Annotated in this window: 19 protein-coding genes; 11 read left to right on the plus strand and 8 right to left on the minus strand. The window is 67.8% G+C overall.

The window, feature by feature from the left end:
- Positions 1–15 precede the first annotated feature (15 nt).
- Positions 16–1,272: an MFS transporter gene (locus C2R22_RS03280; RefSeq protein ID WP_162562361.1), complete on the plus strand. Its 1,257-nt coding sequence runs from the start codon at positions 16–18 to the stop codon at positions 1,270–1,272.
- Between the two features lie 46 nt (positions 1,273–1,318).
- Here C2R22_RS03280 and C2R22_RS03285 read toward each other — a convergent pair whose 3' ends face one another.
- Complete coding sequence (locus C2R22_RS03285) at positions 1,319–2,206, minus strand: isocitrate lyase/PEP mutase family protein (protein WP_103424486.1); 888 nt, start codon at positions 2,204–2,206, stop codon at positions 1,319–1,321.
- 174 nt (positions 2,207–2,380) lie between these two features.
- Between C2R22_RS03285 and C2R22_RS03290 the strand changes: the two genes are divergently transcribed.
- Entirely contained in the window at positions 2,381–3,601 is a 1,221-nt protein-coding gene (locus tag C2R22_RS03290; RefSeq protein ID WP_103424487.1) for an MFS transporter, read from the plus strand.
- 28 nt (positions 3,602–3,629) lie between these two features.
- Here C2R22_RS03290 and C2R22_RS03295 read toward each other — a convergent pair whose 3' ends face one another.
- Entirely contained in the window at positions 3,630–4,445 is an 816-nt protein-coding gene (locus C2R22_RS03295; RefSeq protein WP_103424488.1) for an SDR family oxidoreductase, read from the minus strand.
- Positions 4,446–4,523: 78 nt separating this feature from the next.
- Positions 4,524–6,125 carry a rhodanese-like domain-containing protein gene (locus tag C2R22_RS03300; protein ID WP_103424489.1) on the minus strand — a complete coding sequence of 534 codons (1,602 nt, stop codon included), beginning with the start codon at positions 6,123–6,125 and terminating at the stop codon, positions 4,524–4,526.
- 160 nt (positions 6,126–6,285) lie between these two features.
- On the opposite strand from C2R22_RS03300, the gene C2R22_RS03305 reads away from it, so the two are divergent.
- The 3 genes from C2R22_RS03305 to C2R22_RS03315 all read left to right on the plus strand — a co-directional run bounded on the left by C2R22_RS03305 (position 6,286) and on the right by C2R22_RS03315 (position 9,374).
- Entirely contained in the window at positions 6,286–7,509 is a 1,224-nt protein-coding gene (locus C2R22_RS03305) for an MFS transporter (protein ID WP_162562362.1), read from the plus strand.
- 102 nt (positions 7,510–7,611) lie between these two features.
- The gene (locus tag C2R22_RS03310) at positions 7,612–8,868 is read left to right on the plus strand and encodes a 3-isopropylmalate dehydratase large subunit (protein ID WP_103424491.1); all 1,257 of its coding nucleotides are present in this window, start codon (positions 7,612–7,614) and stop codon (positions 8,866–8,868) included.
- A gap of 2 nt (positions 8,869–8,870) precedes the next feature.
- Positions 8,871–9,374: a LeuD/DmdB family oxidoreductase small subunit gene (locus tag C2R22_RS03315; protein ID WP_103424492.1), complete on the plus strand. Its 504-nt coding sequence runs from the start codon at positions 8,871–8,873 to the stop codon at positions 9,372–9,374.
- 28 nt (positions 9,375–9,402) lie between these two features.
- Here C2R22_RS03315 and C2R22_RS03320 read toward each other — a convergent pair whose 3' ends face one another.
- Genes C2R22_RS03320 through C2R22_RS03335 form a run of 4 tightly spaced genes read right to left on the minus strand, consistent with a single transcriptional unit; the run spans position 9,403 to position 13,332 of the window.
- Positions 9,403–10,752 (minus strand): MmgE/PrpD family protein, encoded by a 1,350-nt coding sequence (locus tag C2R22_RS03320; protein ID WP_103424493.1) that lies wholly within the window; start codon positions 10,750–10,752, stop codon positions 9,403–9,405.
- A 44-nt stretch (positions 10,753–10,796) separates the two neighbouring features.
- Positions 10,797–11,639, minus strand: coding sequence for a DUF6282 family protein (locus C2R22_RS03325; RefSeq protein ID WP_103424494.1), 843 nt, complete (start codon positions 11,637–11,639; stop codon positions 10,797–10,799).
- A complete protein-coding gene (locus C2R22_RS03330; RefSeq protein ID WP_216824787.1) occupies positions 11,636–12,712 on the minus strand; it encodes a hypothetical protein in 1,077 nt (358 codons plus the stop codon). The genes C2R22_RS03325 and C2R22_RS03330 overlap by 4 nt, the downstream gene beginning before the upstream one ends.
- Positions 12,700–13,332 carry a UGSC family (seleno)protein gene (locus C2R22_RS03335; RefSeq protein WP_103424496.1) on the minus strand — a complete coding sequence of 211 codons (633 nt, stop codon included), beginning with the start codon at positions 13,330–13,332 and terminating at the stop codon, positions 12,700–12,702. The genes C2R22_RS03330 and C2R22_RS03335 overlap by 13 nt, the downstream gene beginning before the upstream one ends.
- 128 nt (positions 13,333–13,460) lie before the next feature.
- Here C2R22_RS03335 and C2R22_RS03340 point away from each other — a divergent pair, with 128 nt between their 5' ends.
- The 4 genes from C2R22_RS03340 to C2R22_RS03355 all read left to right on the plus strand — a co-directional run bounded on the left by C2R22_RS03340 (position 13,461) and on the right by C2R22_RS03355 (position 18,124).
- A complete protein-coding gene (locus C2R22_RS03340) occupies positions 13,461–14,831 on the plus strand; it encodes an MmgE/PrpD family protein (protein WP_103424497.1) in 1,371 nt (456 codons plus the stop codon).
- 80 nt (positions 14,832–14,911) lie between these two features.
- Complete coding sequence (locus C2R22_RS03345; protein ID WP_103424498.1) at positions 14,912–16,042, plus strand: acyl-CoA dehydrogenase family protein; 1,131 nt, start codon at positions 14,912–14,914, stop codon at positions 16,040–16,042.
- Between the two features lie 50 nt (positions 16,043–16,092).
- Positions 16,093–17,274: a CaiB/BaiF CoA transferase family protein gene (locus tag C2R22_RS03350; RefSeq protein ID WP_173862767.1), complete on the plus strand. Its 1,182-nt coding sequence runs from the start codon at positions 16,093–16,095 to the stop codon at positions 17,272–17,274.
- A gap of 58 nt (positions 17,275–17,332) precedes the next feature.
- Positions 17,333–18,124, plus strand: coding sequence for an enoyl-CoA hydratase/isomerase family protein (locus C2R22_RS03355; RefSeq protein ID WP_103424499.1), 792 nt, complete (start codon positions 17,333–17,335; stop codon positions 18,122–18,124).
- Positions 18,125–18,172: 48 nt separating this feature from the next.
- On the opposite strand, the gene C2R22_RS03360 is transcribed toward C2R22_RS03355, so the two are convergent.
- Positions 18,173–19,060 carry an isocitrate lyase/PEP mutase family protein gene (locus C2R22_RS03360; RefSeq protein ID WP_103424500.1) on the minus strand — a complete coding sequence of 296 codons (888 nt, stop codon included), beginning with the start codon at positions 19,058–19,060 and terminating at the stop codon, positions 18,173–18,175.
- 175 nt (positions 19,061–19,235) lie between these two features.
- Here C2R22_RS03360 and C2R22_RS03365 point away from each other — a divergent pair, with 175 nt between their 5' ends.
- Positions 19,236–20,420, plus strand: a complete 1,185-nt coding sequence (locus C2R22_RS03365; RefSeq protein ID WP_103424501.1) for a 2-methylaconitate cis-trans isomerase PrpF family protein — start codon at positions 19,236–19,238, stop codon at positions 20,418–20,420.
- 657 nt (positions 20,421–21,077) lie between these two features.
- The gene (locus C2R22_RS03370) at positions 21,078–22,007 is read left to right on the plus strand and encodes an isocitrate lyase/PEP mutase family protein (RefSeq protein WP_103424502.1); all 930 of its coding nucleotides are present in this window, start codon (positions 21,078–21,080) and stop codon (positions 22,005–22,007) included.
- The last annotated feature ends 355 nt before the right edge of the window (positions 22,008–22,362 follow it).

The raw sequence follows: 22,362 nt of genomic DNA on the forward strand, positions 1-22,362 counted from the left end.
CGCGCGAACACAGTGATGTCTACCCCCGGAGACCGTCTCACCCCGACCCGCGCGTACGACCTGCTCAGGAGGTTCGACGCTCTGGTGTTCATGTCGCTGCTGTGGTTCATGGTCCAGTACCTCCGGTTCGTGTTTCCCCCGCTGTTCGAGACCATCCAGGACGCCTACGGTGTCTCGAACGCGGAGGTCGGCGTGTTGTACTCGGCGCTGCTGTTCGCCTACGCGATCATGCAGTTCCCGTCCGGCTACCTCTCGGACCGGTTCAGCGAGCGTCTGGTGATCACCGCCGGCGCACTGGTCTTCGGCATCGGCTCGCTCGTCGTGTTCGTCTCCGTGCCGTTCTGGTCGCTGGTCGTCGGCGTCGTGCTGATCGGCTTCGGCACCGGGACGCACAAGACCGTCGCGATCAACATGCTGTCCCGGCTGTACCCGTCGAAGACGGGACTCTCGGTCGGCGTGATGGACACGGTCGGCCAGGCTGGTGGTGCACTCGCGCCGGCGACGGTAATCCTCGTGTTCGCCGTCGCGGTGGACTGGCGAGCCATCTTTCTCGTCGGCTTCGTGATCTGTCTCGCGTTGGCGTACGGCTTCAACCGCAGTGTCGGTCGTGACGCCGCCGAGACGACGGGGGCGGACTCCGACGACGAGGACGCGTCTCCGACCCGGTCGGGTCGTGCGTACCTCCGACTGTTTCGGTACTACCACTTCTCCGCGTTCGTCGGCGTCTCCTCGTCCTTCACGTTCTCGTGGGTCGGACTCACCTCCTTCTACCCGCTCTATCTAACCAACACCGCGTCGTTCTCTCCGGGCACCGCCGGCGCGCTCTACAGCCTCCTGTTCGTCCTCGCGATCAGCCAGCCGGTCGCAGGCAGCCTCAGCGACCGGTTCGACGCGACGAGCGTCATCCTCCTGACGTTCTGTCTCATCGTCGTCGGGTTGGGTGCCGTGCTGACCGCACGGACGCTGCTCGCGTTCGTCGTCACGACGGCCGTCCTCGGGCTCGGCTTCCACGGGTTCCGGCCGGTCCGCGGCGCGTACCTCATGCAGATCATCCCTGCCGAGGTCGGCGGGGGCGTGCTCGGGCTCGTCCGCACCGTCATGATCGTCGTGAGCGCGACCGCGCCGACGATTCTCGGCTACACCGCCGACGTCTTCGGCCTCACGTACGCGTTCGGTATCCTCGTCGTCGTCGGGGCCGTCGGCCTCCTCCTCGTGCTGTCGCTCAAGGTGGTCCCGATGCCTCCTTCCGAAGCGCTCGTGAACACGGACTGACCGTCACGCTGGGCCGTGTCGACCCGCGGCGCGTTCCGCGGCCGCGCTACTCCTCGGGGAGGTACTCCTCCTCCCATTCGAGCACCTGGGGGACGCCGGAGAAGTGGTCGTAACTCTCGACGGGGACGCCCTCGAACGCCTCCTTCGTCTCGGTCCACGCGTCCATCCCCTCCGCTCGGAGCTGTCCGAACCGTTCGAAGAGCGCCGTGATCGTCGGGAGCGTCGAGAGCCGCGGGAAGATGACGACGTCGTAGCCGAGTTCGTCGGCGCGCTCGATGGAGACGACCGGCGACCCGCCGCTACAGTTGTACAGCAGGGGAGCGTCGACCTCTCTGGCGACCCGTTCGAGTTCGTCGACGTCCTTCGCGCCCTGCACGAAGGCGACGTCCGCGCCCGCCTCGCAGTAGGCGTTCACCCGGTCGATAGCGTCGTCGAGTGTCCCCTCGGGCGCGCCGCGCGCGTCGGTCCGCGCGATGAGCACCATCTCCGACCCGCACTCGTCGCGGATGTCGGCGGCGGCGCGGAACTTCCCGACAGCCTCCTCCTTCGAGACGACGCGCTTCCCCTCGACGAACCCACAGCGCTTCGGGAACACCTGGTCTTCGATGTGGATGGCTCCGACGCCCGCCGCGGCGAACTCTCTGACCGTCCTGGTGACGTTGACCGCGTTGCCGAAGCCGTTGTCCGCGTCGGAGATGATCGGCACGTCGACCGCCTGCTGGATGTACTTCGCGTTCTCGACCATCTCGGTGAGGGTGAGCACCCCCACGTCCGGCTGTCCGACCTTCGCGAGCGAGGTGCCGTTGCCCGTCATGGCGACGAGGTCGAACCCCACCTCCTCGGCGACGCGAGCCGAGAGGGGGTCGTGAACGCCGGGCGAGACGACGATTCCGTCCGATTCGAGCAGCGCTCTGAGTCTGCGACCGTAGCTCATACCCGAGTTCCGCGGCACGTCGCACTAAAGATACCGGAGCCGGCGACGGACAGGCGGGCGGTGGACGCGCGGGCGCGAGCGCCGCGGCGTTCGGGCCTCCCGTTCGAACACACATCCGCCGCTTCCACAACGTACATATGAAAATTCCACGAACGGACGGACGGTAGGCCTACCGTGACTTCCCTCCGTACACAGGCGACCGACGACGTACGAGCCCTCCTCCACGAACTCTGGCGCGACGGGAAGGGGTGGGTCCTCCTCACCGTCAGTGCCGGCTGGTTCCTCTCCATCGGCGGTCGGTATCTGTACCCCTCGGTCCTGCCGTTCCTCCGGGAGACGTTCGGCTTCGACCTGACGACGGCCGGGCTCCTCCTGAGCGCGCTGTGGTTCGCCTACGCCATCGGTCAGTTCCCGGGTGGCCTCCTCGGCGACCGAATCGGTGAGGGGAACATCCTCGTCATCAGCACGGCGCTCTGTGCGGGCGCGATGCTGGTCGTCTCCCTCTCGTTCAACGTGTGGATGCTCTTCCTCGCGACCCTCGTCTTCGGGTTCGGCACCGCGTTGTACGGTCCGCACCGGTTCACCATCTTCACCGACATCTACACCGACCGGGCCGGGACGGCCGTCGGCGTGACGATGGCGTTCGGCAGCATCGGAAACACGGTGCTGCCCGCGGTCGCGGCGGCGGTCGCGGGCTACGCGACGTGGCGACTGGGATTCGGCTTCGTCGTCCCGCTGTTCGCCGTCATGGCCGTCGGCATCTGGCTGGTGGTCCCCGCCCGAACCTCCACCGCGCAGGAGGGGACGGAACTGCTCACGCGCGAGTCGCTCCGTCGCATCGTCGCGTCCGTCAGGGGCGGCGGCATCCCGCTCGTCGTCTTCGTCCACATCGCGCTCGCGTTCGCCAGCCAGGGCTTCCTCGGTTTCTACCCGACCTACCTGATCGAAGCGAAGGGGTTCTCGCCCGAGTTGGCCGCCGTCGTCTTCGGACTCTACTTCGCCGCCGGGACCGTCGTCCAGCCGCTCACGGGGATGAGCAAGGACCGCTTCGGCGCGAAGTGGACGCTCACCGTCCTCGCTGGGGTGTTCTGTCTCGGGCTGGTCGCCGTCCAGTTCGGGAACAGCCTCCCGCACTTCCTCCTGTTGACGGTCCTGTTGAGTCACCGCAACGGCGTCGGCGTCGTCACGAACACGTTCATCGCCGACAGCCTCCCTGCGGACATCAAAGGCTCCGGTCTCGGTCTCCTCCGGACGAGTTGGATCCTGTTCGGCGCGATGAGTCCACTCTTCGTCGGCTACCTCGGCGACCTGGGACAGCTCACGACCGCCTTCGCCGTGCTCGCGGTCGTCGCCGGCGCCGCGACGCTCCTGTCGTTTTTCATCCCGAACGCCTGAGGCCGAGCACCCCGGACGGGTGTCGGCCTCAGAAGAGGCGCTTCGACCACCCGCCGTCGACGTTCAGGCTGTGCCCGGTCACGTAGCCCGCGACCGGGGACGAGACGAACGCGACCGCCTTGCCGAACTCCGCGAGTTCGCCGTGGCGGCCGAGGGGGATGATGTCGGCGATGAATCGCTCGCGCGCCTCCTCGTAGTCGAGGCCGTGGTCCTCGGCGTACCGCCCGATGTGCGTCGTCCGCTGTTTCTCGGTTTCGGTGACCGGGCCGACCTTCTTCGGACAGACGCAGTTCACCCGAATCCCCGCGTCGGCGTACTCGTGTGCGAGCGACTTCGAGAGGCCGTAGATACCCGGACGAACGGTGTTCGCGAGCACGTGGTTCGCTTCCGGCTGCTGGGCGGACGTGGCGATGAGATTCGTGATGACGCCCTCGCTCGCCTTCAGCGCCGGCAACGCCGCGTCGACCGCGACGATGACGCTTCGCAAAACGAGTTCGTACACCTCGTCGAACTGCTCGACGGTCGCCTCGTCGAACCCTATCTTCGGCGGCCCGCCGCTGTTCGTCACGAGTATGTCCAGTCCGCCCAGGCGCTCGATCGCCTCCTCGATCCGTGCGGCGACCTCCTCCGGGTTCGAGAGGTCACAGGTGAGGGTGACGACCGCGTCGTCGTCGGCACCGGTCGCGTCGAGAATCTCGTCCTTCGCGCGTGCGAGGTTCGATTCGCTCCGCGAACTGATAACGACGCGAGCGCCCTCGGCGACCAGCGCCTCCGCCGAGGCGAGGCCGATTCCCTGACTCGATGCGAGTACCACTGCTCGTTTGTCGGTGAGTTGCAGGTCCATGGCTCCGTCCTATCGGGTCCCGGGCGGCGAGATTAAAACCGCGTATCGTGGTGAATCCGGCCGCGTTCACCACTCCACTCACCGCTCGACGAGGCTCTCCTCCCATTCGAGGTAGCGGCGCATCTCCGCGCTGCCCTGTCCGTAGGGCTTCCGTTCGACCGCTCGGGGTGGCCGTACCATCCCCTCCTCGCCCTCGGCGACCGCCAACCCCGTCTCGCGCCACGACTCGACGCCGCCGCGCAGCGCCGCGACCTCAAGGTCCGGAAACGCGACCCCCACCGCGGCGGCCGCGTACGTCGAACACGTCCCGTCACGGCAGGTCAACACGAGCGGCTCGCTCGCGTCGACCGTCCCCGCCGCGAGGTCGGCTTCGAGGTCGTATCGGGAGGTCCACCGCGCGCCGGGGACGTGTGCCTCGACGAACGCGTCCGGGTCGTCGACGTCGAGGACGGTCGGTCCCCCGTCTTCGAGCCGTGTCGACAGCGCCCGCGCGTCGACGAAGTCGACGGTCGCTCGGACGCTGTCGGCGTCAGGCGGTTCGGGTTCGTCGACGCCCTCGGCGACGGGTCGGCCCTCGTCGGTCCACGCGGTGACGCCCCCGTCGAGCACCGAGACGTGCGGGAACCCCATCGACGCGAGCCAGTACGCCGTGATGCCCGCCCGGACGTGCGTCTCCGAGACGAGGACGATTTCGGCGGTTCGCACGGCCAGATGGGCCTCCGCCGTCTGGAGCAGTTGCCCGCCCGGGACCCACGTCGCCCCCGGCACGTGCTCGCGTTCGTACTCGGCTTCGCGCCGGACGTCGACGAGGTACACCGACTGGTCGGCGGCGACCGACGCCCGCAACTCGTCCACTTCGGTCGGCGTCAGCCGTGGGACGTCGGCCTCGACCAGTAGCGACGCGACCCGCTCGCGCAGGCGGTCGACGCGCGTCGGGTCGGGCGCGACGTCCGCCGGCCGTCCGCTTCCGTCCGCGAGGTCGCGCCCCGCCAACTGCCAGCCCATCGTTCCGTTCTCGAGTTCGTACACGTTCGGGACGCCGAGGGCGTCCAGCGTCGCCGTCCCGATGATGCTCCGCGTCCGACCCGCACAGTGGACGACGACCGGCGTCTCTTCGGTCTCCCGGAGCGCCTCCGCGTACAGCGCGAGGTCGACCCCCTCGACGTTGACCGACCCGGGCACCGTCCCCCAGCGGCGGTACTCCTCGGGGTTCCGCACGTCGACGACGAGCACGCTCTCCTCGGACTGCATCTCGGCCAGTTCTGACGGCGTGAGGCGGGGCAGGTCCCGGTCGGCGTCGACCTCCTCGCCGAACCGCTTGCTCGTGTAGTTGAGCGCCGTCGCGTGGACGTGCCCGACCGACTCGACGAGTTCGAAGCCCGCCGCAGCCCAGGCGTCGACCCCGCCGTCGAGAAACGAGACGTCCTCGTACCCGAGGTCGGCGAGCCACCGCGCGTCCCGCGCGGCGCGGTCGCCACACCGGTCACACAGGACGACCGGCGTGGCCGGGTTCGGAACGAGCGTCGGGAGTCGGCGTTCGAGGTCGTGTCTCGGGACGAACGTGGATTCGAGGACGTGCCCCTGCACGTAGTCGAGCGGGTCGCGCACGTCTATGACGGCGAGGGGGTCGCCGCTGTCGAGTGCTGTTCGGACCGCCTGCGGAGAGAGTGCGGACGTCATGGCTGTGTCGGTGGTTCGCGTTCACTATGGACGCGGCGGCGCAAAAACCGAGGGGGTCGGCCCAACCCACAGCGCCGGCCCACCGCCCATCGACCCCTCTCGGAAGACTTGGCCGGAGACGGAACACGGATTACTCGGGTTCGAGAACCCCCTGTCGACCGTGGTATCGAGGACCGCTCGGAAACTCACGACGCTCACGGCGGCGACCGCGTCCCTCTTCCGGGGCGACCGCGGCTGGATACTGGTCGCCGTGAGCGCGGGCTGGTTCATGTCGTTCGGCGTCCGACTCGTCTACCCCGCGCTCGTCTCGTTCTTCCGGGACGGGTTCGGCCTCAGCCTCTCGGCGACCGGGTTGCTCCTGACGACCCTCTGGACGTCGTACGCCCTCGGCCACGTTCCCGGCGGTCTCATGGGCGACCGACTCGGCGAGGGCCGGGTTCTGACGCTCAGCACCGTCCTCGCCGGCGGCACGATGCTCGGAATCGCGCTGGCGACCGCTCCGGCGACGCTGTTCGTCGCGACGGCCGGCTTCGGCCTCGCGACGGCGCTCTACGGGCCGACGCGTTTCACCGTCCTCACCGACGTGTACGGCGACCGCGCGGGGTCGGCCATCGGTCTCACGATGGCGGCGGGGAACGCGGGAAACGCCCTCCTCCCGGTCGTCGCCGTCCTGGTTGCGACGGCGACGTCCTGGCGCGTGACGTTCGGCGCGCTCGCGCCGCTGTTTCTCTGTGTCGCCCTCGGCGTCCACTGGCGCGTTCCGGCGCGGACCTCCGAGGCGACGGGTGCCGCGAACGGCCTCTCCCGCGCGACGCTCGACCGACTCGTCGCCGGCGTCACGCGCGGGTCGATTCTGACGGTCGTCGCCGTCCAGGTCTGTTTCTCCTTCACGTTTCAGGGGTTCGTCTCGTTCTACCCCCTCCTGCTCACGGACGTCAAGGGGCTCGCCCCGGAGACGGCGGCCTCGCTGTTCGGCCTGTTCTTCGTCGGGTCGTTCCTCGTCCAGCCCGTCGCGGGAGCCTGCATGGACCGCTACGGAACTCGACTGACGCTCGTCGCTGTCCTCCTACCGGGACTGGCGGGACTGCTCGTGCTCCCCCTCGTCGAGGGGACGCTCCCGCTCGTCGCGCTCACGCTCGTACTCAGCACGGTCACGGGCTGTACCGTCCTCACCCAGACGTACATCGCCGACACGCTCCCCCCGGACGTTCAGGGGACGGGACTGGGTGTGCTGAAGGCGGGCTGGATGCTCCTCGGGGCGACGAGCCCCGTCCTCGTCGGCGTCCTCGGCGAGTACGGTTACCTCTCGGAGGCGTTCTCCCTGTTCGTCGTGACGGTGGGTGCCGCGTTCGCACTCGCGCTCGTCCGCCTCGACGCGGTGTGAGCCGACTCGCGGTGTCGACACGCGGTGCGACGTCGCCCGCCGGAGCCACGTCCGGTCGCCACCGACGTGAACGCTTAACTGTCCGCGCGATGTGGCTCGGTCATGGGTCAGACGATGGCAGAGGCACTTTTGGCCAACGCCTCCGGAACGGAACAGGTGTCGCCGGGCGACCACGTCGTCTGCGAAATCGACCTCGCGATGACGCAGGACATCCACACGCCGGGCGTCGTCCACCTCCTCGAAGAGATGGGCGTCTCGGAACTGCACGACGCATCGCGCCTCGTCGTGGTACTGGACCACGTCGGGCCGTCACACACCGTCGGTAACGCCGACGAGAAGGCGGGAATCAGGCAGTTCGTCCGCGACCACCCGGACGCGCACTTCTACGACGTCGGGACCGGCATCAGCCACGAGGTCCTCCCCGAGAAGGGCCACGTCCGCCCGGGCGAACTCATCGTCGGGACGGACTCGCACACGGTCAGTCACGGGGCGTTCGGCGCGGCCAGCACGGGCATCGGCGACACGGACATGGCCTACGCGCTCGCGACCGGACAGGGCTGGTTCCGCGTCCCCGAGACGGTCGAGTTCTTCGTCGAGGGCTCTTTCCCCGAGTTCGTCTCCGCGAAGGACTTCCTCCTGCACATCGCCGGCGAGTTCGGGACCGACGTCGCCCGGTACCGGGCGATCGAGTTCCGGGGACCGACGGTCGAGTCGCTGTCGCTCGACGACCGTATCACGCTGACGAACATGTCGATCGAACTCGGGGCGAAGTTCGGCTTCACCCCCGTCGACGACGTCGTCACCGACTACGTCGAGGCGCGCACCGACGAACCGTTCGAGGTAGTCAACGCCGACGACGACGCCGACTACGCCGAGCGCTACGAGGTAGACGTCTCGGACCTCGAACCGCAGGTCGCGGTCCCCCACGACGTCGGGGACGTTCATCCCGTCTCCGAGGTCGATCCGGTCGAGGTCGATCAGGTGTTCCTCGGGTCGTGTACGAACGGGAAGTTCGACGACCTCGCCGCCGCCGCGGCGATTCTCGACGGTCACGAGGTCGCGCCGATGACGCGGTTCATCGTGACGCCGGCGTCGAGAGAGATATACGGTCGGGCCGAGCGCGCGGGACTGATTCGCGTCTTCAACGACGCCGGCGCGGTCGTCACGAACTCGACGTGCGGTGCCTGTCCCGGTCTCGGTCTGGGCGTGCTCGGCGAGGGCGAGGTCTGTCTGGCCGCACAGAACCGCAACTTCCGCGGTCGAATGGGACACAACGACTCGGAGATCTACCTTTCGAGCCCCGAGACGGCCGCTGCGACGGCAATCACGGGTCGGATCACCGACCCGAGGGAGGTGTGACGATGGCGTTCGAGGGGACCGCCCACACGTTCGGCGACGACGTCAACACCGACTACATCACGCCGAGCGACTACTTCGGCCTCCCCTACGAGGAGATCGCCACCCACCTCTTCGAGCCGATCGACCCGGACTTCTCCGCGCGGTTCGAGCCCGGAGACGTCGTCGTCGCCGGCGAGAACTTCGGGTCGGGGTCGAGTCGGGAGACGGCCCCGAAGGCGCTGGCGGTCGCCGGCGTGAGCGTCGTCGTCGCGGAGTCGTTCGCGCGGCTCTTCTACCGCAACGGCATCGCAATCGGGCTTCCGGTCGTCACCTGTCCCGGCGTGACGGACGCCGTCTCGCAGGGCGACACCGTCAGCGTCGATCTGGGGGGACAGACGCTCACGAACCTGACGACGGGCGAGACCCTGTCGACCGAACCGATGCCGGCGGAGATCCGATCCATCTTCGACGCCGGGGGGCTGCTCGCACACTACGAACAGCACCCCGACGGCCTCACGCTCGACTAGTCACTGCCCCCGGACCCCCCCACGCTTCTCACAACCCTCCGGCGAGCGTCTCGACGGTGTCGTACTCGTCGAGCGCGTACGCCCGCTCGAAGAGCGCGTCCCGCTCGCCCTCGGGCACCGCCTCCCGCGTGAGGTCGCGGAACTTTCGCGCGAGTTCGTCGGCCGAGAGCGGCGCTTCGGCGGCTCCCTTCGGGTACGCCACCTCCGATTCGAGCCGTCGACCGTCGGTCGTCTCGACGACGACCCGCGCGGGGCGCGTCTCGGGGTAGCGAGCGTCCATCTCGTCGGTCGCGCTCACCGTCGTCCGCGCGAGCAGCGCGGACACGTCCCTCCGCGCGGCGTGTTTCGGGTCGAACCGTTCGAGCGTGGCCTCGCCCGTCACGAGCGCGATTGCCACGCCGTACGGGAGGCTCATCTGCGCGTCGAGGAGGTTTTCGACCGCCGTGTTGTCGTGGAACGACGCGGTGCGGTACGTCTGGACCTCGATGCGCTCGACGTCGCCCGGTTCGAGGCCGTCGGCTCGGAGTTCTAACGTCGCCTGGATCGGGCCGTGGATGTGCCGACAGCAGGGGTACGGCTTGAGGTAGCTCTCGGTGACCGCGAACGGCTCCCCGAGGGAGTCGAACGGCGAGAGGTCGTACTCGTCGGCGAACGCCCTGGCGAAGCCGTCGTCGCCCTCGATGACGGTGTCCGGTCCGTCGAACCCCTCCGCGGCGAGTTCGGCGGCCAGCACGCCGGCCATCGCCGCCCGCCCCGGGTGGAAGCGCTTCGACATCGACCCCTTCTCCATGAACTCGAAGAGCCCGCCCGCCTGGGTTCCCGCCAGTCCCAGCGCGTGGGCGCTCTTCGTCTCGTCGAGTCCGAGGACGCGACTCGCCGCCGCACCGGCCCCGATACATCCCGTGGTTCCCGTCGCGTGGAAGCCGCGCTCGCGGTGGGAGGTCTGTACCGCCACCGCGGTCCGGACCATCGCCTCGTAGCCGGCGACGATGGCCGTCGTCACCTCCTCGCCCGACGCTCCGTGCTTCTCACCGAGCGCGAGCGCGGCGGGGATGACGGCACTCCCGGGGTGGGCGGACGCGCCGCGGTGGCCGTCGTCGACGTCGAGCGCGTGCGCCGTGGTTCCGTTCGCGAGCGCCGCGAGGTGCGCGAGCGACCGCCCCCCTCCGACGACGGTGGCCTCGTCGCCGCCGAGCGAGTCGACGTACCGAAGCATCGCTTCCCCCGCGTCGGTCGACAACCCGGCGTACGACGCTCCGAGCGTGTCGACGAACGCCTTCCTGGTCGCTTCGACCGTCGACTCGTCGAGGCTGTCGTACGTGAGCGTCGCGCAGAACGCGGCGAGTCGGGTCGTCTCCGCAGAACGGTCTCCAGTCATTGGTCGACAGACGCGTCACCGCCGAATAAAATCTCGGTCTCGGCTCAGCGTGGCTCGCCGAGCAACTCGCGGGGGACGGTCTTCGCCATCGTCTCGACCGCCGACGCGGAGACACCGTGTGCTCTCAGCCCGTCGACGAACGAGGCGTACGCGTCCGGCGGCGACTGGTTCGACGGCTGGCCGTGGTCGGTCGAGAGGACGCACCGGTCGACGCCGATGTCGGCGATACCCTCGGCCATCGCGGCGAGCGTCGTGTCCCCCTTGACGACCGGGAGGTAGCACTTCTCGACGTACGCGCCGCGTTCGGCCAGTCGGACCTGGTCGTCGAGGGAGAGGCCCATGAACGCCGAGTCCGGGTGGGTGACGAGGTAGTCGACGCCGGTGCCTCGCTCCTCGATAGCGTCGAGGACGGCGTCGGTCTCCGGCGGGCTGACGTGGCCGTTGCCGAGCACGAGTCGCCGGTCGGCGTCGTCGAGGACGTCGAGGATTTCCAGGAGTTCCGGCTTGGGTGCGCCCTCCTCGTCGGTCACCGTCAGCGTCTGCCCCGAGAAGGGGTAGGGGCGGTCGGTCTCGAAGTGCGCGGCGCTGAACGTCGGGAGCCAGACGACGCTCGCGCCGGTCTCGACCGCCAGTTCCACCGCCGAGGGGTTGAGCCCGCCGACGAACGTGTTGAGCGTGAGCGAGGAGTACACGTCGACGCCGGGGACGGCCGCGCGCCCCAGTCGGACGACCTCGAAGGTGTTGCCGAAGTGGCTCTTCAGGACGATACCGCCGAGCGGCGACTGCTCGACCCGTTCGAGCAACGCCACGATGTCGTGCTTGCGCTCCCACAGCGACGGTGCGGCGTGGACGTGCACGTCGATGGCTCCCTCGGGAATCGAACTCATTCGACTGCCCCCTCCACGGCCTTCGTGACGGAGCGGGTCTCCCCGAACGAGTGCAACGCCATCGAGTGCTTGCCCGCGCCGCCGGCGACCAGAACGACGACGTCCTCGGGCCGCTCGACGAGCGGAATTCGCGCGTCCCCGTCCCGTTCGAGGTGGAACCGCCGGTGGAGCGTGTAGTTGTCGTAGATGCCCGCCGCGTGGAGGTCGTCGACCGCGTTCCGCGCCTGGTCGTACAGGTACCACTGGACGTCCTCGACCGTCCAGCCGTCCTCCGCGACGGTGGCGGCGTGTTCCGGCCCCAGGACGAGCGCGATTTCGCCCTTCGAGTGGTGGGTGTTGTTGTTGCCGACGGTGGCGAAGACGTCCGCGGCGACGCCGAGAATCCCCGCCGCGTCGCCGTGGACGTGGTCGTTTATCTCGTGCGGAGCCTCCACGCCCATCACGGTCACCGCGCTCTCCTCGGCGTCGAACCCCCGGCGGACGTGTAGTGGTTCCCACGGCGAGTTCCGCTCGTTCTCCGCGATGCAGAAGCTGTACTTGCCCGGGTGGCCGTGCGTCGCGCGGTCCATCTCGCCGGGCGTCCCGCCGCCCGCGTTGACCAGCAGGAGGCGAATCGCGCGGCCGATGGTCGCGTTCGCCCGCCAGCCCTGCCCGAACACGTTGTAGCCGTAGTTCAGGTGGAGTTCGTCGACGACCGGCCCGTTGACGACGAGCAGCGGCGCGACGGGGTGGGTGGTCGCGTTGACGCCGTAGAGATTGAACGGCTCCTCGGTGAGGGCCTCGACCGCCGTCTCGACGACGGGCATGTACGAGGGTTTACAGCCGGCCATCACCGCGTTGATGGCGACCGTCTCGACCGTCGCCTCGCCGTATCTCGGCGGGATGACGCCCAGCGCCTCGTCGGGGGTTCGGTGGCTCCCGTCGAGCATCCGTTCGACGCGTTCCGGCGTCGGCGGGACGACGGGGAGGCCGTCGGTGAATCCGTTGCGATACAGGTGTTCCGTGACGGACTCGACGTCGCCCTCGACGACGTCGAGCGTCTCTGCGGTGAACTCCATTCTCAGATCGGGCACCGCAGCCCCGACGCGTCGACCTCCTCGTCGGCGTCGAGGTATCGGTTCTCGTACTCGGCTTCGAGCGTTTCGTGGTCGCGGGTCAACACCGCGACGACCTCCGAGACGACCGCTCTCGCCCGCTCGCGCACCTCTTTTTCGGGAACGCCGCCCATCGGATGCGGGACCGTGACGAGCGGGAGACCCGGCAGGCCGAGCGCCCGGGCCTCGGCCTGCCCGAGGGTGACGAACTCGTCGCTGTTGACCGTCGCCGTCGGCGTCCCCCGGCGTTCGAGGTCGACGCTGTCGTAGACGCACCACGAGGTGCACGACCCGCAGTCGCCGTAGGCGTTGACCACCGCGTCACAGCGGTCGTGCAACTGGGTCGCGAGCGAGTCGGCCGGGATGGGGCTCTTGTCCTTGCGCCGGGAGACGGTCGTCGCGACGCCGTACTCCGCGACGAGGAGTCGCCCGATCTCGTCGAGCAGCACGTCCGCGTTGGCTTTCGAGTTGTCGAGGAGGCCGACGGTCGTCCCCTCCAGTGTGTCGAGTCGGTCGGCGATCCGGTCGCGGGTGACGTTCACCCGTCCCCGGGGGTCCAGTACGACGGTCTCCGATGAGGCTGTCTCGTTCACGCCCATTGTCAGGGAGTCACGCGGCGACCACAAAAGTGTTCAGTCCGCCGCGGACCCGACTGTGAGTTGTCCCCGTCGACTCGACCGAACCTATTAGGCGTGTGCCGTCGTCGTCCCGCCACGGATTCGACCATATGAGTTCACTCAGCCACGAACTGGCGGCGCACGTCGACCGAGTCTCGTTCGACGACTTCGACGAGGCGGTACTCGACATCACCAGCGACCTGCTGCTCGACACGGTCGGCTGTAGCATCGGCGCGTTCACCAGCCCCCCGTCGAAGGCGCTCCGCGCGGAGTACGGCGACCACCGCGGGACGGCAGGCGCAACCGTCGTCGGCACGGACGTCGACGTCCCCGTCGAGACCGCGGGACTGATCAACGGGACGATGGCCCGGTATCTCGACTACAACGACTGCTACATGGCCACCGGCGGGGCGTGTCACCCGAGCGACCACATCATGCCGCTCCTGTCGGTCGCTCAGAGCGAGGGGGCGACCGGGCGTGACCTCGCCGAAGCCATCGTCGTCGCGTACGAGGTCGAGTGCTCGGGGCTCGACCAGGCGACCGTCCGCGAGCGTGGGTTCGACTACGCCGCGTGGGGACCCTATTCGAGCGCGGCCGCGGTCGGGAAACTGATGGGGCTGTCGCGCGACGAACTCGTCGACGCGTTCGGTATCGCGGGCGCGTCGAACGCCCCGCTGTACATCACCCGCCGTGGCGACGTCTCGATGTGGAAGGGGCTCGCCCACCCGTACGTCACGCACAACGCCATCCAGGCCTGTCAGATGGCCCGGGCCGGCATCACCGGCCCGACCGAGGTGTTCGAGGGCGACTACGGCTTTCAGGCGGTCGTCTCCGACAACGACCTCGACTTCAGCGAACGGCCCACCGGCGACGAGTACCGCATCCTCGAAACCGGCATCAAGTACTTCGCCACCGGCTACTACATCCACTCGCCGCTGACGGGGGCGCTCGAACTCGTCGACGAGCACGACATCGCGCCCGACGACATCGACGCGATACACGTCGACATCTTCGAGACGGCGGCGAAGGCGCTCGCCACCCCGGAGAAGTGGGGGACGGACCAGACCCGCGAGACGGCGGACCACAGCATCCCCTACAGCGTTGCCGTCGGCATCGTCGACGGCGAGGTGACGCCTCGACAGTTCGAACCGGACCGCCTCCGCGGCCCCGACGTCCACGCGGTGATGGAGAAGATCACCGTCTCCGAAGACCCGGACCTGACCGAGTACCGCCGGGACCACCCCCGACACATCCCCTCGGTGACGACCATCACCGTCGACGGGACCGAGTACCGGTCGCGGGTCGACGCGCCGCTCGGTCACGCGGAGCGCCCCATGAGCGACGAGCAACTCGACGGCAAGTTCCGGGCGCTCTGTGACGGTCTCCTCGCCGACGAACAGATGGAGCGCGTGATGGCGCTCTCCGCGGACCTCCCCGACCTCGATACGGTCGACCCGCTCCTCGACGCGCTGGTCGTCTGACGAGTCGTCCGTCGAGGACGACACCACTGCCCGCGGGACGAGGAGGGGGAGTTATATCGGTTGCCCGCCGTGGGCAGGGTATGCAGTTTCAGCTCACGGACGAACAGCGGATGATACAGCAACTGGCCGCGCAACTGGCCGACGAGGAGTTCGCCGACGACGCGTTCACCTGGGAGCACGAGTTCCCCGCGGCGAACAGAGACACCCTCGCCGAACAGGGCCTGCTCGGCATCGCGCTCCCCGAGGCGTACGGCGGCGGCGGCTACTCCGTGGTAGAGGTCCTCCTCGCCCAGGAGGCGGTCTGTCGGGTCTGCCCAGACACCGCGCACGTCCTCTCGCGGGCGTCGATGGGGCCGCCGCGGGTCATCGCCGCGCTCGGGAGCGACTACCTGAAGGAGCGGTACCTCCCGCGGGTCTGCAGCGGCGACCTGGTCATGTCCGTGGCCATCTCGGAGGCCGAAGCCGGGTCCGACGCCGGGGCGATGGAGACGAACGCGACCGTCGACGGCGACACGGTCGTCATCGACGGCTCGAAGCTGTGGATCACCAAGGCCGACGTCGCCGACGCGTTCCTCGTCTACGCGCGGTTCGACGACGGGAACGTCGGCGCGGTCCTCGTCGACAAGGACGCCCCGGGCTTCTCGCTCGGACGCGGCGACGAGAACATGGCCGGGCACACCCAGCACGAACTCCGCATGGAGGGCTGTGAGGTCCCCGAGGAGAACGTCCTCGTCTACGGCGGTGGCGAGTCGTTCAAGCAGTTGCTCGTCGAGTTCAACGTCGAACGGTGTCACAACGCGATGATGTCGGTCGGTTGCGGCCTGAACGCCTTCGACAAGGCGCTGGACCACGCCCGGAATAGAAAACAGTTCGACCAGCCCATCGCCGACTTCCAGGGCGTCGAGTGGAAGTTCGCGGACATGGCGATGAAGCTCGACGCGGCCCGACTGCTCATCTACCGGGCGGCCGCCAACGCCGTCGACAGCGCGCCCTCCCGGCTGGAGACGTCGATGGCGAAGGTGATGGGCAACGAGGCCGGAGGGTTCGCCGTCGACGAGGCGTTGCAGATTCACGGCGCGACCGGCTACTCGAAGTCGAGTCCGCTGGAGTACCTCTACCGGTGGGTGCGCGGCTGGCGCATCGCCGGCGGCACGGTCGAGGTCCAGCGGAACATGATCGCGCGCGACCTGAAGAAGCACGGGCTGGACTGAGGAGAAGCGACGGCGGCAGCTACTTATCGCCCCTGTCTGTACGTATCGACATGTCACAGCCGCTGTCGGGTATCAGCGTTCTCGACCTCGGACAGATCTACCAGGGCGGGTACAGCGGGCTCTTGCTCTCGTATCTCGGTGCCGACGTCGTCAAGGTCGAACCGCCGTGGGGTGAGAACGTCCGGAGCCGGAGCGAGGACGGCAAACCGCCACAGGTGCAGTACCTCAACGCGAACAAGCGCGGCATCACGCTCGACCTCAAATCCGAACGGGGGAAACGAGCGTTGAAAGACCTCGTCGCGGAGTGTGACGTCCTCTTGGAGAACTTCGCGACCGGCAAGATGGCCGAACTGGGCCTGGGATACGACGTCCTCCGGGAGGTGAACCCGGAACTGGTCTACGCCCACGGGTCGGGTTACGGAGACCACGGCCCATACGCCGAGTATCCCGCGATGGACCTGACGATTCAGGCGATGAGCGGCGTCATCCACACGACCGGCTATCCGGACCAGACGCCCGTCAAGGCCGGGCCGGCAATCTGTGACTTCATCGGCGCGGTCCACCTCGCGCTCGGCATCGTGAGCGCTCTCTTCCGACGCGAGCAAAGTGGGGAGGGCGACTACGTCGAGGTCGGGATGTACGACTGCATGTACCCGACGCTCGCCTCGCCCGTCTCCTCGTGGGTCGCCCGCAAGGACACCCCGCCGCGGACCGGAAACAAACACTCCGGGCTCTCCATCGCGCCGTACAACGTCTACGACGCCGACGACGGCTACGTCGCCATCATGTGCGTCTCCGAGCGCCACTGGGAGGCGCTGGCGACGCTCATGGACCGCACGGACCTCGTCGGCGTCGAGGGCTACGACTCGAAGGCCGCTCGCGCGGCGCGACTCGACGAGATAGACGCGCTCGTCGAGGCGTGGCTCGACGGCCAGGCCAAGGACGACGCCGTGGACGTCCTGCTCGACGCGGGCGTTCCCTGCGCGCCGGTGCAGACGGTCGAGGAGGTCATCGAGGACGCACACCTCCGCGAGCGGGGCATGGTGAACGACCTCCCGAACCAGGGGGAGGGACGCGAGACGGTCCCCGTCCCGGGGATGCCGATCAAGTTCGCGGGCGTCGACGACCCCGAGGTGACGCAGGCACCCCTGCTGGGCGAGCACACCGAGGAGGTGCTCGCGGAGATTGCCGGCTACACCCCCGAGGAACTCGCTCAGCTTCGAGGCTCCTGACGACTTCTGACCGCTTCTGACGACGAAGCTATTTATCGGTGTGCCAAGAGGGGAGACCATGGCGTACGAGCATATCGAGTACACCGTCACGGCCGGGCGCGCAGAGGTCGTCCTCGACCGACCCGACGTGTACAACGCGTTCCACCCGGAGATGCTGGTCGAACTCAACGAGTGCCTCCTCGACGCCCTCGCGGACGACGACGTGTACGTCATCGTCCTCACGGGGCGGGGGAAGGGGTTCTGCAGCGGGGCGGACGTCTCGGGGATGGACGGCCGCGAGGACCGGAAGAACGCCTTCACCTACGGGGCGCACCTCTGGAAGGTCCAGCACGTCAACCGGCTCCTCTACTTCGGGTCGAAGCCGACCATCGCCGCGGTCAACGGTCCCGCGGTCGGGGCGGGCTGTGACTTCGCGCTCGCCTGTGACCTGCGGGTCGTGGCCGAGAGCGCGTTCTTCCGCACGCAGTTCGTCAACGTCGGGCTCGCCCCGGCCGACGGCGGCGGCTGGACGCTCCCGCGTCTGGTCGGCGAAGCCAAGGCCAAGGAGTACCTCCTGACGGGACGGGACATCGAACCGGCCGACGCCGCGGACATCGGACTCGTCGTCGACGTGGTCTCCGACGCGGACCTCATGGACGCGGCGCGCTCGCTGGCGAACGAAATCCGCGACAAGCCGGCGACAGCCGTCAAAAACACGAAGGCGCTCGTCGACGTCGGCCAGTCGTTCGCCGAGTACGCCCAGGAGGCCCACACGCGACAGTACGAGTGCGTGACTGACCCCGAACACCGCGAGGCGGTCCGGGCCTTCGGCGAGGGCCGAGCGCCGGAGTTCGACCGGCCGCGCGAGTGAGTTCCCGGGCTCTCCGACCCGCTCCCGAGAAGCTTCCCGGCCGTGTCCTCAGGCCGCGTCCGAGTCGTCGGTCGCGTACCGCTGTTCGCGCTCGGTCACGGCGTCGAGTCCGGTGAGTTCGTTTCTCTCGCTCCACGAGAGCAGTCGGTCCATCACTCCCTCCTGCGTTCCCGTCGTCAGAATCTCACGGTAGACGTCCTGCAGCGCCTTCGCGGCGGCCTTGAACCCGGTCGCCGGGTAGAGGACGACGTCGTACCCGAACGCCTCGAACTCCTCGGCGGCGTACAGCGGCGTCTTCCCGCCCTCGGTCATGTTCGCGAGGAGCGGCACCTCGCCGCCGACCGTCTCCGCCACGCGCCGGAGTTCCGCCTCCGAGCGGAGCGCCTCGACGAACAGGACGTCCGCACCCGCGTCGGCGTACGCGTACCCCCGCTCGATGGCGGCGTCGAGACCGGCCGTCGCTCGGGCGTCGGTGCGGGCGATGACGACGAAGTCGTCGTCGGTTCGGGCGTCGGTCGCAGCGCGGAGTTTCTGCTCCATCTCCTCGACCGGAACGACGTCCGTCCCCTCGAAGTGGCCGCACCGCTTGGGGAACGTCTGGTCCTCGATGTGGACCCCGGCGACGCCCGCGCGCTCGTACGACTCGACCGTCCGGGCGACGTTGAGGGGGTTGCCGTACCCCGTGTCGGCGTCACAGAACACCGGGACGTCGACGGCTTCGACCATCGAGCGCGCCCGCTCGACCATCTCGGTCATCGTCGTCAGTCCGACGTCCGGGCCGCCGTGGACGGACGTCGACACCGAGGAGCCGCTCATGTAGACGACTTCGCCGCCGGCCTGTTCGGCCACCGTCGCCGACAGGGCGTCGTAGCCACCCAGCGCGGGGAGGACCTCGGGTCTCTCGATCAACTGCCGGAATCGGGTCGTCGATTTCATGTCCGAGCGTTGGGCGTGGCTCGCGTATAAACGCGGCGGCGGTCACCTCCCCGGTGCCGCGTGAGGAGTGTTCGAAGTCATCGCCGCCGGCACCGGTGTCGGCATGTGTCCAGGCGGAGTCGATCTGAAACAATCGCATAGATTTATCTGGGTTGTTCGGGAACTGCCGGTCGACATGGAAACCCCTCGGGACAGCGAGCTTCAAGGCCGAGTCGACGGACTGTTGATGCGCGGCGGGACCAGCAAGGGACTGTTCGTCCGGAAGTCCGACCTGCCGCTCAGCCCCGACGACGAGTCGTTCGACGACCTGCTCTTCGAACTGTACGGCTCGCCCGACCCGCTGCAGGTCGACGGTATCGGCGGGTCGCACTCGCACACGAGCAAGATCATGATGGTCTCGCGGTCAGAGCGCGAGGACGCGGACATCGAGTACACGTTCGGCGGCGTCGGCATCGAGAACCCTGTCATCGAGTGGGGCGGCAACTGCGGGAACCTCACGGCGGCCGTCGGCGGCTTCGCCGTCCTCGAGAACCTCGTCGAGGCGACCGAACCGGTGACGACCGTTCGGCTGTACAACACGAACGCCGACGCGCTCGTCGAGCAGGAGGTCCCCGTTTCGAACGGCGAACCGGACGTCTACGGCGACTACGCCATCGACGGCGTCCCCGGGACGGGCGCGCGGGTCGACTCGCACTTCATCGACCCGGCCGGCGGCGTCCTCGACGCGCTCTTGCCCACCGGCAACGCCGTCGACACCATCACCGTCGACGGCGACGACATCGACGTCTCCATCGTCGACGTGACGAACGTCGTCGCGTTCGTCCGCGCGGCGGACATCGGTCTCGACGGGACCGAACTCCCGGCCGAACTGGAGAGCGACCCGGCGATCATGGACCGACTGGAACGCATCAGGGGGCAGGTGTGCGTCGAACTCGGCCTCGTCGACGCGCCCGAGGACGCGCTGTACGAGTACCCCATCTTCCCGCACATCGCGTTCGTCTCCGAACCGCAGTCGTACGAGTGCTCGGTCGACAAGACGGTCGACGAGAGCGACATCGACATCACGGCGCGCGTCATCAGCATGCAGAGCCCCCACCACGCGTACGCCATGACGAGCGGACTCTGTCTCGGGGCGGCCGTGCGACTCCCCGGGACGATTCCCAACGAGTTCGTCCGCAACCCCGACGCAGAGTGGACGACGCTCGGCCACCCGAAGGGAACGATGTCCGTCGGCGCGACTGTGACGCTGGACGGCGACGACCCGACGGTCGAGCGCGTCTCCATCGGGCGGACGCTCCGTCCGATCATGTGGGGCTCCGTCTACTACCGGTACATCGACGCACTCGACGACCTTCGGTGAACGTCTCGTCTCGGCGGAAACCGCCCGAGACGTTCTGACACCGTCGCCGTCGCGCACCCGAGAGCGGCGACTCTCTCACTCGGTTTGCGGGGAGATTGAGTACAGGTCGTGTTGTTTTCGGCATCGTGGACGCTCTCGCTCCCTCCGGCCGGAGTGACTTGTCATCGCCTGTGAGCCAACGAGAGACCGTTATGGGACTTCTGCTCCGCATCGGACCGTTCGTCGGGTCCGTCTTTTCTGTCTGTTAGCTGTCAGCTGGTTCCGTATATCGAAACCCCATGCAGGCCCGGACATCGTGGACCTGTCCGGTCGAGAATCACCGATTCGAGGCGTCTGTTCCGTTTCCCACTCCCTTATCGATTCACGATACGTGAATACGAGATATTGTGTTAACAACTCACACGGAACACGAAGAATAATGTAGAACTAGGTCGTGTCCACGAACGAGCGAGCGAGTGACCGATTCGAGCCGCGATTTCGTCCGCTTGTCAACAGTGTTCTCGACGCAGACGTCTCGACATCGTGAATCGTTCACACGAGCCTGGCGACTCGTCGAACGGGTCGACCTCCAGGGTTCGAGGTCGTCTCCACGGCGGAGCGTCCCCGAGACGACGGCTCACCGGCAGTTATACGACCGTCGGTTGCGACGCGGGCACCATGCACTACGGGCGAGCACTCAGAGCGCGGTTGGCACGGGACGACATCCTGGTGACCCCCGACGTCCACGACCCGTTGAGCGCGAAAGTCGTCGCGTCGACCGGGCTGTACGAGGCCGTCAAACTCACCGGCTCTGGGAGTGCTGTCTCCCGCGCCGGCGTCCCCGACGCGGGCCTCATCACGATGACCGAGATGGTCGACCACGCGAAGCACACCCAGGAGGCGGTCGACATCCCCGTCATCGCCGACGCCGACAACGGCTACGGCAACGCGACGAACGTCGTGCGGACGGTCCGCGAGTACATCAAATCGGGCGTCGCCGGAATCCACATCGAGGACCAGACGTTCCCGAAGCGCAACGGCGACGTGAAAGGCGTCGAGGTGATTCCGCTCGAAGAGGCCGTCGGCAAGGTCGAAGCCGCCGTCGACGTCCGGGACGAACGGGACCCCGACTTCGTCGTCATCGCCCGCACCGACGTCCGGCGGACGGCGAACGGGACGATCGACGACGCCATCGAGCGGGCGAACGCCTTCGCCGACGTCGGCGCGGACGTGGTCTTCGTCAAGGTACCGGCGACCCGCGAGGAGGCCCGGCGCGTCGGCAGCGAGGTCGACGCCCGGTTGCTCTTTCCCTGTTCGGGGACCGCCCCTCGGCTCGAACCGCGGGAACTCGAAGCGATGGGGTGGGACGTCGTGCTCTACGGCCGGCTCGTGATGACGGCGACCGTCCTCGCGATTCGCGAGACCGTCGCGCGATTCCACGACGAGGGCGTGGGCGTGTTGCTCGAAAACGAAGAGCGGTTCGCCGAGGAGTTCGACAGCGTCCACGAACTCGCCGGCATGCCCGAAATCGCCGCGCTCGAACGTCGCTACCTCCCCGAGGACGCACTCGACAAGTACGAGGGGGCGACCGGACACGACATCGGGTAAACGGTGAGCGTCTGTCGGACGGCTACTCCAGACGACGAGCGGTTCCCCCGTTTCATCGACCGACATTCGCCCAATTCGACTGCAATTACAAACATATATGTGTAATTATCAAATATTTTATCACACTAAAATATTTGGATCAGATCGATGCTCCTCCCTCTCTTGCTTCACTCGGAATTTTTCGAACCGATACCTGGTTTATAAACCACCAAAACTATCTCTGATATCTTCCCTCATTCGACAAAATAAGCCTCTCAGTTCTCAGTTCTTGTCCCTATTCGTCGAGACGACGTGATGTTGTGATCCTTCGAATATTCAATTACAACTATCTCTGACTTGCCGGAGCGCTGTCCTC

It is taken from the genome of Salinigranum rubrum (assembly GCF_002906575.1).
Lineage (GTDB): Archaea > Halobacteriota > Halobacteria > Halobacteriales > Haloferacaceae > Salinigranum > Salinigranum rubrum.